The 15,246-nt window shown below is 52.4% G+C and carries 10 protein-coding genes; all 10 read left to right on the top strand.

Annotated features, from left to right (window positions below):
- Positions 1-62: 62 nt before the first annotated feature.
- The 10 genes from RAC89_RS20025 to RAC89_RS20070 all read left to right on the top strand — a co-directional run bounded on the left by RAC89_RS20025 (position 63) and on the right by RAC89_RS20070 (position 15,199).
- On the top strand, positions 63-3,311 hold the full coding sequence (locus tag RAC89_RS20025; protein ID WP_306615460.1) for a right-handed parallel beta-helix repeat-containing protein: 3,249 nt from the start codon (positions 63-65) through the stop codon (positions 3,309-3,311).
- Positions 3,312-3,532: 221 nt separating this feature from the next.
- The gene (locus tag RAC89_RS20030) at positions 3,533-5,656 is read left to right on the top strand and encodes a helix-turn-helix domain-containing protein (RefSeq protein WP_306615461.1); all 2,124 of its coding nucleotides are present in this window, start codon (positions 3,533-3,535) and stop codon (positions 5,654-5,656) included.
- Positions 5,657-5,819: 163 nt separating this feature from the next.
- Complete coding sequence (locus RAC89_RS20035) at positions 5,820-6,752, top strand: ABC transporter permease (protein WP_306615462.1); 933 nt, start codon at positions 5,820-5,822, stop codon at positions 6,750-6,752.
- Positions 6,752-7,636 (top strand): carbohydrate ABC transporter permease, encoded by an 885-nt coding sequence (locus RAC89_RS20040; RefSeq protein WP_306615463.1) that lies wholly within the window; start codon positions 6,752-6,754, stop codon positions 7,634-7,636. Before RAC89_RS20035 ends, RAC89_RS20040 begins: the two co-directional genes overlap by 1 nt.
- Before the next feature lie 119 nt (positions 7,637-7,755).
- Entirely contained in the window at positions 7,756-9,297 is a 1,542-nt protein-coding gene (locus RAC89_RS20045) for an extracellular solute-binding protein (RefSeq protein ID WP_306615464.1), read from the top strand.
- Between the two features lie 130 nt (positions 9,298-9,427).
- Positions 9,428-10,243, top strand: coding sequence for an AraC family transcriptional regulator (locus RAC89_RS20050; protein WP_306615465.1), 816 nt, complete (start codon positions 9,428-9,430; stop codon positions 10,241-10,243).
- A 115-nt stretch (positions 10,244-10,358) separates the two neighbouring features.
- A complete protein-coding gene (locus RAC89_RS20055; RefSeq protein WP_306615466.1) occupies positions 10,359-11,591 on the top strand; it encodes a polysaccharide pyruvyl transferase family protein in 1,233 nt (410 codons plus the stop codon).
- Positions 11,592-11,607: 16 nt separating this feature from the next.
- Positions 11,608-12,627, top strand: a complete 1,020-nt coding sequence (locus RAC89_RS20060) for an SGNH/GDSL hydrolase family protein (RefSeq protein ID WP_306615467.1) — start codon at positions 11,608-11,610, stop codon at positions 12,625-12,627.
- Positions 12,628-12,810: 183 nt separating this feature from the next.
- A complete protein-coding gene (locus RAC89_RS20065) occupies positions 12,811-14,364 on the top strand; it encodes a tetratricopeptide repeat protein (protein WP_306616149.1) in 1,554 nt (517 codons plus the stop codon).
- 13 nt (positions 14,365-14,377) lie between these two features.
- Positions 14,378-15,199 carry an AraC family transcriptional regulator gene (locus tag RAC89_RS20070; protein WP_306615468.1) on the top strand — a complete coding sequence of 274 codons (822 nt, stop codon included), beginning with the start codon at positions 14,378-14,380 and terminating at the stop codon, positions 15,197-15,199.
- The last annotated feature ends 47 nt before the right edge of the window (positions 15,200-15,246 follow it).

The raw sequence follows: 15,246 nt of genomic DNA on the forward strand, positions 1-15,246 counted from the left end.
GGTGATCCTTTTAAAAAAACCGTCGCGTTTGAGAGCAGATCTATTTCATGGGAGGTATGGGGATGTTCAGCAGGAGCAGAAAGCTTAGTCTTCACGCAAGTCTGGCTATGGTAGTTGCCGCCTCTACGGTAGGAATATCGTTGACGGAGGGAGTGAATGTCGTGAACGCTTCAAGCGGAATCACCTATTATGTCTCAACAACGGGCAGCGATGACACCGGAACGGGAACGCTGGAGGCGCCGTTCCGAACGCCTCACAAGGCAAGAGATGTGGTGAGGCAGCAGATCGCCGGAGGCATGAACGAGGATATTACGGTGATGCTGCGGGGAGGTACCTACCATTTGGAGAGCACCTTAGCGTTCAATGAGCTGGATTCCGGCCGGGACGGACATCGCATTACCTATCGGAGCTACCCGGGAGAGAGTGCGGTGCTGGATGCCAGCAAGCCGATTACAGGCTGGCAGCTTTATAACGGAAACATCTATAAGGCCAATGTCGGTACATCTTGGAGCTTTGACGTCCTGTTCGAAAATCAGGTGCAGGCGATGAAGGCCCGATATCCGAATATTCAGGGAGATACGAATGTATACCACCGGGTGGAGGCGATTGTAGCCGGGGATGACCGGAAAAGCTTTGTCTTCGCTCAAAGCGATATTCCGTCGGTGACGAATCCGACTACTCTGGAGACGTATATTTGGCCCGGAGGCGCGCAAGGATATCAATACTGGTATTCCTACACCGTCGGTGTAAGCGCTATCAACTATGCGAATCGAACGGTTACCTTAACCAAGCCTGTAGGATATGTCATCGGTCCGGGGTCACGTTATTTCATGCAGGGAGCGCTGGAGCTGCTCGATCAGCCGGGTGAATTTTTCCTGGATCGGAGCACCGGCACGGTTTATTATTATCCTCATGATACCGCTCAGCTGATTGGAGGCATATCGGCCCCGTTCGCGGGAGAGGCCGTCAGGCTTACCGGCAGCTCGACTTCCGCTCCGGTTACGGATATCACGCTGGAGGGATTGACCATCCGCAACACCAATGTCGGTAAGGATGGCATCCACGGGGAGAACCTCGAGCGCGTCCATGTTCTGAACAGCCGCATCTACAACACGGGGGAACACGGCATTCAGCTGCTGGGCTGGGCGAAGTCAAACCGGATTGAGGGCAACGAAATACAAAATATCGGCTACAACGGAGTCAGCATCGAAGGCTTGGCCAAGACAGCCCAGCATGTCAGCTCCGGGAATATCGTAACCAATAATCATGTGCATCACGTAGGTAAATTTTACGGTAACAGCGGAGGGGTACGCATCTATGACAGCGGGGAAAATATTGTTTCCCATAACCGGATTCATCACTCTCCGCGTTATGCCATTCACATCAAAGCACAGCGCAAGGGCTATCTGGTCGGAACGACCATAGAGAATGTGCTCGTAACGGAAAACAACTATCGCGATTACCAGCATGCCCGCAACAATCTTGTGGAGTACAACGATGTTTCCAATGCCACGACGGATTCACAGGATGCGGGGATTATCGCAGGCTGGGGCACGGGTACCGGCAACATCGTCCGTTACAATCTGGTTCATGACAGCGACCTGCAGCTGCTCACGGAGGTTCCAAGCCGTTCCTTCGGGTATGGACTCTATTTCGACGACAACTCCGATGATGTGCTGCTTCAAGGGAATATCGTTCACAGCCTGCAGCAGACGGGGGGCGGTTACCTAAACAGCTCCGTGATGCTGAAGGGCATCGGCATTCGGCTCGACAATAACATTATTGCCGGTAACCGAGAGCAGAACGGGACGATCGGCTCCACGCAAACCGGGGGGGAAATCTCTTCCGAGCTGGAGATTACCCGTAATATTTTGTACCAGAACGATGCCAAGCTGTACTCCATCAATTATTGGGATGAAAACAAGTTTACTCACGCGGATCATAACGTGTACTATACAACAAAAGGGACTTATGAATTCGGCGGTTCCATTCCTGCCCCCCATTATGATCGCTGGCTCGAGCTGCAGCTTGGGAAATTCGATCAGCATTCCATCGTGGCGGAGGATCCCCGTTTCATGAACGCTGCGGAGCACGACTACCGGCTGAGGTACGATTCGCCAGCCTACAAGCTGGGAATGATAGACCTTGATCGTCAGAGCATGGGGCTAAAGGGCGACTACCCGTACGCCGATCCGAACGACCCGCTTGCAGTCCTGTTCGTTAAAAAAGCAGGGGAATCGACGAACAAGGCATGGACCGTGCTGGAACCGAGTCAGAGCGCTAAGCTGAAAGTATCCGGGCGAACTGCGCAAGGGTACTTCATCAAACCCGCACACTCATCGATCAGCTTTGCTTCCAGTCATCCAAGCGTGGCCACCGTGAGCTCGTCCGGCGTTGTTCAAGCGATCGGTTCCGGAGCCGCGACGATTACGATTTCCGCAACACACAACGGGGTAACGAAGACGACGAGCTTCGATGTATTGGTTAATGATAGCTTGGCTTCGGTAGGGATCCATTTTCCGGACAGCATGCAGGTCGGGGCCTCTGTCCATGCGGATGTATACGGCGTCTCCGCCTTGGGGAGATACGTCGATGTAACCGGTGCATCGGTTCAATATGCAAGCAGCTCGCCGACGGTGGCTGCGGTTGATTCGAATGGTCAGGTCACGGGAACCGGCACAGGCACAGCGGTATTGTCCGCCCAGGTCACCGTGGCAGGAAACGTCTATACGGTCAGCAAGCCGATAGAAGTGTATGTGACCTCCACGGAGCTGGAAACGTATGATTTCGAAGGGTCCGGCATCGGGGGCTGGGTATCGCTTTCGGGAACCTGGCAGATCGCCGAGGATGGCGATAATCATGCTTATCAGAATACGAATACAGCGAACACGGCCCGAAGCTATCTGGGGCACATCATTCGCTCCGACTATTCGCTTAAGGCGCGAATGAAGGCAGACGCATGGGGGACAGGAAATCCGGTGCGGCTCGGCTTGATCGGAAGATACGTAAATAGCACGAACTTCTATTATGCGGCATACGAGCAAACCACACAGAGATTCAAGCTGTTTAAAATCGTCAATGGAACGGTTAGCACCATCGCTTCCTCTGCGGTTATGCCGACCGACTTTACCGCCGGTTATCGGGAGATGAAGCTGGATCTTGTGGGTACCTCGCTAAGACTGTATTTAGACGGCAACGAGGTGCTGTCGGCTCAGGATTTCTCCTTCTCGGAAGGTTATCCCGGCTTGTACGCTTACAACCAGAAAACGTACTTCGACGATATTGTGGTAGAGGACATTTCCGGCAGCTGAGAAGCCAAGCATGCATGACTTGTAGAACCAACCCGCCTTTTCTTAGTAGAGAGAAGGCGGGTTGGTTTCTGTAAACAATTGTCCATACTGTGGAAATGATCGTGTATTTACTCTAGAGAGCACGGTCTATATAATAAGGTACAAACAATGTTGCGCAGCTTTTACGCGGCAAAATGTAAGCGCATACTGTAGAGAGAGGCACAGAAGAGGGGGGTTCCGTTATGAAGTTTTTTCCGGGTAACCGTTCCGCGGACTGGCGGAGGCTGATCCTGTCCTACTTAGCCCTGACGATTGTTATTATTTTAGCCATCGGCGGCTATCTTACGAAGCAGGCACAGGAGCTTTATACCCGCGAGCTCGCTCAGGAGAATCTCCATCAGCTGCAGCGCGTCCAAAATTTCGTGGAAGAAAATTACTTGAATCGGTACGAGATGTCCGTTCTCAATAAGGCTATGACCACCATACGTTCGTCCAGTACGGAGGAGATCAACTTCTTCCTGGAGAACGGGATGGAAGGAAATTACTATAAAATCGTAAGGCTTACCAATGACCTTCGAACGCTGATTATGGCTTCTCCCGGCTTGGATAACATCTCGATCTATTATAAGCATTCGAACATGGTGGTAGATCAGGACTATTATTACGAGTCCCCGGCAAGCTCTCCGAATCATGAGCTGCTCAAGGATATCGACAAAGCCGAGCCGCACAGATGGTTCGCCCGAACGGTCAGAGACAACGATGGGGCGGAAAAGCGGCTGCTGAGCTACATTTATACGCTGCCCTACCGGTCCAAGGGAACGCAGGTAAAAGGTTATATGATCATCGATCTGAATGTGATGGATGTGGTCGGCAAGCTGCAGGCACTGATTCAGAATGCCGATGACAGGTACTATATTTATACCGAGAAGGGGGCCCTTGCGGTTTCCAACACGATGCTGACTCGGGGACCTCTGCCGGAGCCGCCCGTAGTAGAACTGGAGAGTAAGCTTGGGGAACAGGAGTACAAGACACTTAGGTTGACGAAAGAAGGAAGGGAGATCAGCCTGTCGGCCTACGAATCGGAAAGCGGGTGGAAGTATGTCAGCCTTCGGCCTATCGATTCCACCATGCTGCTTGCGAATCGGCTGCAGAGCAAGGTGTGGGTCATCAGCCTTGTCGTGCTGCTGCTCGGCGTGATTCTATCTTATGTCATGTCGATCGGCTTTCATAAACGGATGCAGGGGCTGATGCTGCGTCTTCAGCAGATGCTTGAGGTGCAGCACAACAAGCATCTGCAGGATTTGCTTGTCGGCAAGCTGCCTGCGGAAGGGGAGCAGCTGCCCATACAGCCCCACGGCAGCTTTGTTGTGTCTCTCCTGCAGGCGGAATCGGGTCATTCCTCGGCGGTATTGCAGCAGCAATTCGAGATGAAGAATCACGCCATACCGAGCTATGCCATCCAGGTGAACGGTTATCAGACCGCGGTGATTTATTGTGTCGATCATCTCCATGCATGGGATGCCGTCCGGCACGTGCGTCATGATCTGGAGCATTGGAGAGTCAAACTGAACGGCGACATTCGCTTTGCCGCGGCGGTAGGCAGTGTCGTTCAAGGGCTGGAGCAGATTCAGGTCTCCTATATGGAGGCGCAGGAGGCCATGGCCTACGTATTCGTCGAGGGGATGGCACTTCTCATAGCTTATGAGGAGCTGGAAGAGAAGCAGCCGATATCGATTGAGCTGCTGGAGAGCCAAGCTCTGGAGAACAAGCTTCGGTCAGGAGACGAGGCTCTGGTGCGGGAGCATTATCGGGAATGCTCGAAGTACCTGCTCGAAGCGAACCTCACTCTGGAGTCTTATGAAATGCTGCTGCATCACTTGGCGCTGACGCTGGCGAAGGTGGTGATGGATACTGGGAAAGGCAGCTTCAGGCTGACGTCTTCGGATATCATTGCCGGCTATCGCAGAGGCTCGCTGAAAGAAACCGTAGCCTATTTAGAGGAAACCAGCATCGAGTTTATGTCGTGCCAGAAGGAAATGGGAGACACTCAGTACGAACGCGTCGCCCAGCAGTTGAAGGAATATATCGATCTGCAGCTGGAACGCGATTTGTCCCTGGATGATTTGGCGGACTATGCGGGATACTCCAAGCAGTTTATCGGCAGAGTGTTCAAGGAGCAGTATCACTGCACGCTTGCTGAATATATGAGCAGGCAGCGGCTGGAGCTGGCACGGAAGCTGTTGTCCGAAAAAACGCATTCGATTGCAGAGGTCGCCAGAATGAGCGGGTTCCGTAGCGTTCCGTATTTCACTACAAAATTTAAGCAATGCTGGGGAGTAACCCCTGCCCAATATCGAAATCAATAAGCCGTAGCCCCCGCCTGAACCTGAGGCAGGGGCTGTTTTTTTCGTACCTCGCCGGCGCTAATTCATATCCTGTAAGCTCAATTCAGATATTGAAATTGAAAACAGTGCGATTCCGCATATAAGATCAGCTTAAGAAACAGCTACAGGAAAGGGGACAAACATCTTGAGAGCGATAACAGCATGGTTTAACGCGGATGTGAGAAAGGAATACCGCAAGTGCAAGTATTTATTTTTGATGCTGGCACCGGTCCTGCTCTACTACATCATCTTCGAGTACGGCCCGTTGTACGGCGTACAGATTGCATTCAAGGATTACCGCATCAGGGAAGGGATCCTAGGGAGCCCATGGGTTGGCTTCAAGCACTTTATTTATTTGTTTACCGCGTCGCCGGATTTTTTGCGCATTATGAAGAACACCCTGCTGCTCAGCTTTTACCACATTGTGTTCGGGTTTCCGGCGCCTATTGTGCTGGCGCTTTTATTTAATGAAATTCGTATCGAGATGTTCAAGCGGATTACGCAAACCATCAGCTATTTGCCTCACTTTTTGTCGTGGGTCGTACTGAGCGGGCTTTTGATCACGATTCTTTCCCCGACGACGGGCACGGTCAATCTGCTCTTGTCGATGGTCGGGATGGAGCCGATTTATTTCCTGGGAGATCCTCAGTATTTCCGTTTCACCTTAGTCGTTTCTTCCATATGGAAGGAAGTGGGCTGGGGGACGATCATTTATTTGGCAGCGCTTGCAGGTGTCGATCCCGCGCTGTATGAAGCGGCGGTAATGGATGGAGCCAACCGCTGGAAGCAAACGTGGCACATCACTCTGCCGGGCATTATTCCGGTCATCACGATCATGTTTATTTTCCGGATCGGCGCGGTACTGAATGCCGGCTTTGACCAAGTGCTGAATTTGTATAGTCCGAATACGTACAGTGTGGGAGATATTCTGGATACGTATGTATATCGCGCCGGTCTTACCCAGCTGCAATACAGCTTGACCGCAGCCGTCGGGCTGTTTAAGAATGTGGTGGCGTTCACCCTGGTGCTCCTGACGAATTACATGGTCAAGAAGCTTGGACAGGAGGGGATTCTCTAATGCCGGCCACACGACTCAGCAAACCGGAGCGCGTTTTTCAATATGTGAATCTGGCGGTCATTACTTTCTTTTGTATCACCGTGCTCTATCCTTTCTTACATGTGCTGTCGGTTTCCTTAAGCACACCGTCCGAAGCGATCCGGCCCGGTATTCATCTCTATCCCAAGGAGTTCACCTTCGCCGCTTACGAGCAGGCGCTGCAGACGAAGGGCATCTGGATGGGCTACTACAATACGATCTTTCGTACGGTTGTCGGCACGCTTCTCTCTTTGATTGTCATGACCATGGGGGCTTACGCGCTGTCGAAAAAATATTTGCCGCACCGGGGATTTTATACCATGTTCATCGTGATCACCATGTTCTTTAGCGGCGGGTTGATTCCAACGTTTCTGCTGATAAGGGGCTTAGGCTTATACGACTCGCTCTGGGCGCTAATCATTCCCGGATTGATTAACACCTTCTATATGCTGATCATGCGCAATTTCTTTCTAGGGCTGCCCCAGGAGCTGGAGGATTCCGCCAAGATGGACGGAGCGCACGATTTTCAAATTCTGTTTCGGATCGTCCTGCCGATCTCCAAGCCCATCCTGGCAACGATAAGCTTATGGCTTGCCGTCCATCATTGGAATGAGTGGTTTCAAGGGCTGATTTATATCCAGGATCAATCCAAGCTGGTGCTTCAAATTTATCTTCGCCGGCTAATTGTGGAGAGCAGCGACCTCGAGACAAAGCAGCTGATGGATCAAGCGTCGGAGCAGGAGGTAGTGGCCGAGAGCGTCAAGGCAGCCGTGCTGATGATTGCTACGCTGCCGATTCTTGTGGTGTATCCGTTTATTCAAAAATATTTCGTCAAAGGCGCGCTGATCGGGTCTGTGAAAGGGTAATGCGAAGGCTGCCTGAAAGGGGGGATGTCCTTAGCAGAGAAACGGGTGATCGAACGGTTCTTTATCCCGGTTGTACAAGTACATGGTATGATGAAAATGAAGCTTAGGGAGGTCTTTATATGAAACGTTTATCCAAGTCCACGGCTGCCATCGCCTTGTCCTTATCGATATTGGCGGCGGGCTGCAGCAAGGCTCCGGCTCCTTCGGCCGATAACGGCAAGAGCTCAGCCGAGAAACCTATAGAAATCAGCTGGCTTAGCTTTGATTTTCCGGAGGAAGACGGCTCATACGTTCAGCAATGGATGGAGAAAAAGTTCAATGTCAAAATCAAAAATATACGGATCGACCGTACGAACTGGAAGGATCAGCTGAATGTGCGTCTTGCTACCAACGAGCTGCCGGACGTATGGCTGCTCTGGGGCTTGGCGGATGTCCGCGCCTATTCGCAGCAGGGATTGCTCGCCGAGCTGCCTATTGATGAAATCAAGAAGAATATGCCGACCTTGGCCGAGTTCGTTGACAAAAATCAGCCGGAGGCATGGAATGACGGGGTCATTAACGGAAAAAGCTATGGAATTCCCATTACCAACCTAGAGGGTGTCATTCCGCTGAACCCTTTCTACAATCAGGACTGGCTTAAGGCTGTCGGATACAATGAGCCGCCGAAGACACTGAAGGAATTCGAGGATGTCATCTATAAATTCAGGAATAACGATCCGGACGGGAACGGCAAGAAGGATACTTACGGACTTACGGCACTAGGCAAAACGAATATCGCGGAATCGCTGCAGTATGTGTTCGGTGCGTACCAAACAAACCCGAGCTATTGGGTGAAGGACAAAGAGGGCAAGCTTGTGTACGGGATGGTGACCGAGCAATCCCGAGAGGCGTTCCGATCTCTGAACAAATGGTTTAAGGATGGGGTGCTGGATCCGGAATTCCTCACTAGCGACGGGAAGCGGGGAGAGTTCGTTAACAAACGCGTCGGCGTAGACACACATAACTGGTCTAACTTCCGTCCGAACGGCGTGATCGGCTTGGCTGCCGCCAAGAACGGCGTCAAGATTGCGGCGGGGAAAGCACTCGACGGTCCTTACGGCACAGGCAAGCTGTCGGCTTGGGGGCTGACCGGCAATTACTTGGGCATGAGCGTGGATGCGGGCAAGGATCCGAAGAAAAAAGCGAAAATTTACGAAATCCTGAATTCCATGTATTCGGATAAAGAGAGCTTTATGGCGACTCAATACGGGGAGGAGGGCGTACATTACACAATGCAAAACGGTATGCCTGTGCCCAAAGAGGAGTACGTCGATACGAAGAAGAAAATTTCCGCAGGCCTCGGAAGCTACTATGGGCTGCTCTCGAAGAAGGCCAAAGCGTTCGAGACGTACTCCTTCCCGGCAAGCGACCTTGCTCTTCGGGAACAGGTTACGCAAGGGGTTGAAATGCTGTTCAACATCAAGTTCAATATCAACGCAGTGCAGAAGTACCCGGATCTGCCGAATTTGGAGAAGGAGCATTTCATCAAATTTATTACCGGTGAAATCGATCTGGATAAGGGCTTCGATAAATTCGTGGAGTCCTGGAAGAGAGCGGGCGGAGAAGAAATTACGAATGAGGTCAATGCGACCTACAAGGCACAACAATCCGGCAAAAAGTAAGAGGAAGATGTTATAAATGACAATGACTCGCATCAGGTTGCTATTGTTAAGGACCCACTGCGGGTCATTGTTATCGTTTGGGAAGTCAAGCCGCTGGACGGGGAGGATTCATACATTGGGGTATGAATTTTTGTACCATTTTTATCCTAAGGTCATTAGTGTTCATATAAGAGATAACCAATTCTGGGAGGATCAGCACTACGTTGTGCACCAGAATCATACCCAGTTTTGCAACTTCGGCTATGCCTTTGCCGGCAGGGGGAGGCTGGTCGTCAACGGGCAAGAGCACGAGGTTCGCGCGAACCGGCTGTTTCACTTTGCCAATCATCAGCAGATCCATTTCACGGTGCCACAGGAGGATCCCCTTCAATATATTACGATCCATTATACATATAAGCTTCTGTCTTGGGCCGGCTCGGACTTGCGCATGATCGAAGGTCCGGAGGAGGGTCTGCCGTTCAACCGGATTGAATCCGCCGATGAATATCAAGTGAAGGACCGAATGGAGGAGCTGCATCGTTTGTGGACCTCCAAAGGAGCGGACTATGAAGCTCATACGAGTCACGTGTTTCAGAAAATGATCTACGAGCTCTTGGTTACGCTTCAGGAGCGAAGAACGAGTGAGGATCCCAATGCCAAGCTGATTCATGCGGCCATGAACTATATCAAGCATCACTATCGCGAACCGCTCCAGCGCGACGAGCTGGCCAGAGCGGCTGCCGTGTCGCCGAGCTATTTTTCCATTCTGTTTAAAAAATACTCGGGCTTTACGCTAACGCAATATATTCATAAGCTGCGCATGGATAAGGCCAAGCTGCTTCTTCGCAGCACGAGGGAGCCGATCGCTCTGATTGCCAAGGAGGTCGGCTTTGATGACGCCCTCTATTTTGCACGCATTTTTTCCCGGGAGACAGGACGTTCTCCCAGTGAGTACAGGAAGGGCTAGAAAACCGTTACAATTGTCTATATATCCAGATTAATCGTCCATTTACCTCCATAATATCAGCCTATATGATGAGTATAGCGCAGTAACAATCGAGCATATAGTTGGAGGAGATAACGTGGTTGACCCTATGCAGTTAAGGCTGAATGAGAGAAGAGCCCCCCGGATTTTGCTTCGTTCCTCTTGGCAGGTCGTCAACATTGGAGACATCGCTCATACCCCGGGGGTGCTTGCCCTGCTGGAGCAGCAAATCCCCGAGGCGGAAATCATCCTGTGGGCGTCCGACGACATTACGGAGGAGGTCATGGCCATGGAGCATAAACGCTTCCCGAATTTACGTATTGTCAAGGGACGCTTCGATGCTACCGGCAGGGCCACGAACAAGGAGCTGGCCGATGCGGTAGCCTGGTGCGATTTTCTGCTGCACGGCTCCGGTCCTTATCTGGTAGCGACCGAAGATGTAAGGGCTTTCGTAGCGGCCACGGGGAAGCCGTTCGGCGTTTTCGGCATCACCTATTCCGGCAACCTCATCGAGAAGGACATGTTGAATCAGGCGGATTTTATCTATTTCCGAGACTCGGTCTCCTTGGCTAAGGCGAAGGAAATGGGCGTTGCTTGTCCGTTCATGGAGTTCGGTCCGGACGGAGCCTTCTCCGTTGATCTGCGTGACGAGGAGAGGGCGGAGCAATTTTTGCAGGCAAACGGGCTGGAGGAAGGAGCCTTCCTGTGCTGTATTCCGAAGCTGCGGTATACCCCCTATTGGAAAATAAGGAACAGTGCCTTCCTCGAAGACAGACATCAGCGGAATGAGCAGATGAAGGAGCACGACCATGTGCTGCTCCGTGAGGCCATTATCGCCATCGTCCGTGAGACCGGCAAGAAAATCCTGCTCTGTCCGGAGGATAGCACCCAGATGGAGGTCGGCCGGGAGATGATCCTGGAGAAGCTTCCTGAGGATGTACGCCGTCATGTCGTTTGGAAGGAAAGCTTCTGGTTAACGGACGAGGCCCTGAGCGTCTATGTTCGCTCTGCGGGATTGTTCGGCAATGAGATGCATTCTCCGATCATGTGCATCGGCAACGGCATCCCCGCCATTGTCTGCCGGTGGGAGGAGCAGACCAGCAAGGGCTATATGTGGCGTGACATCGGACTTGGGGAATGGTTGTTCGATATGGATTCGGAAGCAGACCGGAGCCGGTTGGTTGCAGCGGCGCTGGAGCTCGCGAAGCAGCCCGAGGAGGCTAAGCGCAAAGCACTCGCTGCGCGGGATTACGTTATTCAATGCCAGCTGCGGATGGTGGAGACCCTCAAAGGGGCACTGCGCCGATTCGCGGAACGAACGGCAGGCTAGAAGGGAGCGTATCGGAATGCTGTGGAATAATATGGAGCTGCACAACGTGGCGGAGGTGGAGGCAAACGAGCTCACTCCGGGCTTGACCCTGCAGCGATACCCCCGTCACGTTAGGGAAGCCTTGAGCGAACGAGGCAGGTTTATCGCGCAGCAGGCAAGCGGCTGCGAAATCCGCTTCGTGACGGAGGCCGCTAACCTGAGAGTCGGGTTGACGGCGGTCGAGGGAGACGGAGACGTAATGGTGTTTCAGGGGGACTTCTTTCACTCCCATCATAGACTCCAAGCCGGTGTACTGCATACGCTTCATCTGGAGCGAAAGCTTGATCTGAGCAAGGTAGAGCCTAAGGTGCTGGAGGGACAGCGGTTTTCTCCTAAGGTCTGGCGCTTGTTTCTATGCCGGTACACAGCACGGTTTCACGGGCTCGAAGCCTTCGGCCATGAGGTTCGTCCGCCTGCCACGGAGGAGCTTCCGGCTCGCCGCTGGATTGCCTACGGCTCCTCGATCACGCATGGGGGGATCGCGCTGAACAATTATCACTCCTATATTCAGCTGGCTGCCCGCAGGCTCGGTGTGGATGTGCTCAATCTGGGGTTAAGCGGGGCATGCTTATGCGAGCCGGCCGTTTCGGACTACTTGAGCTCACGGGTCGATTGGGACTTCGCTACTCTCGAGCTCGGGGTGAACATGCGCGGCTCCTTCACGCCGGAGCAGTTCCGGGAACGGGCGGAGTATCTTATCGAGTCGATCTGCTCGAAGCACCCGAAAAAGCCTGTAGCCGTCATTACCGTATACCCGAACGGAGCCACTTACGAAACCACCCCGAGCATAGCAGGGCAAAATCAGGCGGCTTACAGCGACATCCTTCGCGAGCTGGTGCAGAGCAGCAAGCATCAACGGCTTTATCTTCTGGAAGGATCGGATATTCTTCCGGGCTTCTCGGGGCTGGCTTGGGATTTGCTTCATCCCTCGGACTACGGCCATATGCTGATGGGAGAACATATAAGCCGCCACCTTCGAGCGATCATCGGATCGTAATCATCCACGAACCCAAGTGCCTAATATGGTGCTTGGGTTTTTTCATGAGGGGATGGTCTGTGATTCCCTTATTCCTTAAGTGGTAATCGCTGCAACAGATGTGATAACATAATTTTACTGACGGTGGACGCGCACCATTTGATCCCTGATGAATCTAAAGAAAGCGGGACTAAACGATTGAAGATGGAAGGCAAACAAACCTATCGATTCAGCGAAGCACCCATCTGGGAGCTGCAGCTAGCATATTACGAGCAACAAGGAACAAGGGCTTGGAGCCAGGTTCCGCAGTATATAACGAACAACCCCAAGATGGCCACAGCCTACGCAGAGATGATCTTCGGGTTTCTTCAAGACTTGGCGGCAAAAGGGGAAGTTTCGGAGCCGGTTACCCTGCTTGAGCTTGGAGCAGGCTCTGGGCGCCTGGCGTATCATATCTTGAAGTGCTTATGCGAGCTAAAGGAAGAAGCGGGATTGGAGCTGCCCCCTTTTCGCTACGTACTCACGGATTTCTCTTGGAATCATATCAAGGATTGGCAAAGCCATCCTTCCCTGCAAGCATGGGTCCAGGAGGGACTGCTGGATTTCGCAAGGTTCGATGCCGTGAAGGACACGGAGCTGCATTTGGTCGTATCGGAAACGACCATCCGGCCTGGGGACTTGAAGCAGCCCCTCTTGGTGATCGCGAATTACTTTTTCGACGGGATCCCGCAAGAGCTCATTTATGTAGGAGACGGCAGCATTTACGAATGCGATGTCGTGCTGGAGTTTCCTGAGCATTACGGTGAGCTGCCGCCGTCGGAAGCATTGCAAAGCATTACGATGACCTATGAGTATCGGCATGAGCCCCTCTATGAAGCGGAGGATTACCCATATCAAGAGCTGATTTCCCTTTATCGGCAGGAGCTGGAGGATTCGCATATCCTGCTTCCGGTTGCCGGTTTACGCTGTATGGAGCGGCTAGGCCGATTGTCCGTGTCGGGCTTCCTCCTCATCACCTCGGACAAAGGCGATCATCGGCTGGATAACTGGAGATTCGCGGAGCCGCCCCAATTGATTCATCACGGCAGCTTTTCGTTAACGGCCAACTACCATGCGCTTTGGTATGAGTTTGAGCAGAGAGGAGCCTTCTCTCTGTTCCCCGCCCAGCATTATAGAAATATTAATGTAGGCTGCATCTTCATGCTGGAGAACGCGAAGAGCTATGCCCAGACCCGGCTTGCGTACCGGCGGTTTATCGAGCGATTCGGACCGGACGAGTTCTTTAGCCTGAAGGAATGGGTAGACCGGAATACGGAAACGATGGAATTGCAGCAGTTGATAGCTTTCTGGCGATTGGGCGGGTACGATGCGGAGTTTTTCATCCAAAACGCGAAGCGTATCACCGGCTTGCTCCCGGAAGCAAGCGACGAGGATTTGCTCGATATTCAAGCCGGAATCCGTATCATGTGGTCTTCGTACTTTGAGCTGAAGCTAGGATATGACTTGGCGCTGGACGCCGGCTTGGTGCTGTTCGAGATGAATTTGTACGAGGATGCGAAGTATTTTCTGGATATCTCCGTTGAGGCGGATGAAGAGGGCACGGTACCCACAGTGTTCCAGTGCCTCGCGATCTGCAGCTATGAGCTTGGGATGGAAGAGGCTGCAGTGGAATATCTGCAGAAGGCGTTGGCATTGGAGCCGGAGCATGAAGAGGCGCTGGCTCTCATGGCCTGCTTGAAGGAAGCTTTACAGGACTGACGGAGAGGATCCAATGAAAACATATTATTATAATCCGGAAAATCCGTATCGACAGGACCCGGATGTTCACCTGCTGTACTGGGGCAGGGAGGACTGCGCTCCCGGGCATGCCGTCGGGCCGATGGTCCGCGATATGTACAAAATCCATTTCATTCATAGCGGAACGGGGATCGTACAAGTCGGGGACCATACGTACTCCCTTGGTCCGGGTCAGGCGTTCCTTATCTATCCGGATGTCTTAACTTATTATGAAGCGGACCGGCAGACGCCTTGGGTGTATTCCTGGCTGGCCTTCCGAGGGGAGCAGGTCGAATCGATCCTGGCACGTACCCGGCTGAGTCCGGAGCAGCCGGTCTTCCCCATGGACGTCAAGGTCATGCCGACGATGTTCGAGCAGCTGACGCTCGCTTCCACGCAAGGGCCGGGAACCGATTTGCAAATCAAAGCGTTAATGTACCACTTTTTTGCCGTTCTTACGGAGGTCTACCTGCATACAGTCCCGGCGGACTTGAGCTGGAGAAAGCAGGATGCGTATATTATGCAGTGCATCGAATATTTGCATGCCCATTATAGTGAACCGATTTCGATTCACCAGCTCGCCGCGTACCTTAAGCTGGACCGCAAGTATTTATCCGCATTATTTAAACAATCCGTTGGGATGCCGCCACAGCAATATTTGCTTCATTACCGGATGGACAAGGCTTGCGAGCTGTTAGGGAAAGGGAACTATTCCATCGGGGAAGTGGCTCGTTCCGTCGGTTATCCGGATTCGCTGTTGTTTTCCCGAATGTTCAAGAAGATCAAAGGTGTTGCTCCAAAGCATTACCGTGCATAGCTTCGAATCTGACATAAGTCCATAAAGTTCTTCCTTGTTGACATAGC

Source organism: Paenibacillus sp. GD4, from assembly GCF_030846225.1.
Classification (GTDB): domain Bacteria; phylum Bacillota; class Bacilli; order Paenibacillales; family NBRC-103111; genus Paenibacillus_G; species Paenibacillus_G silviterrae.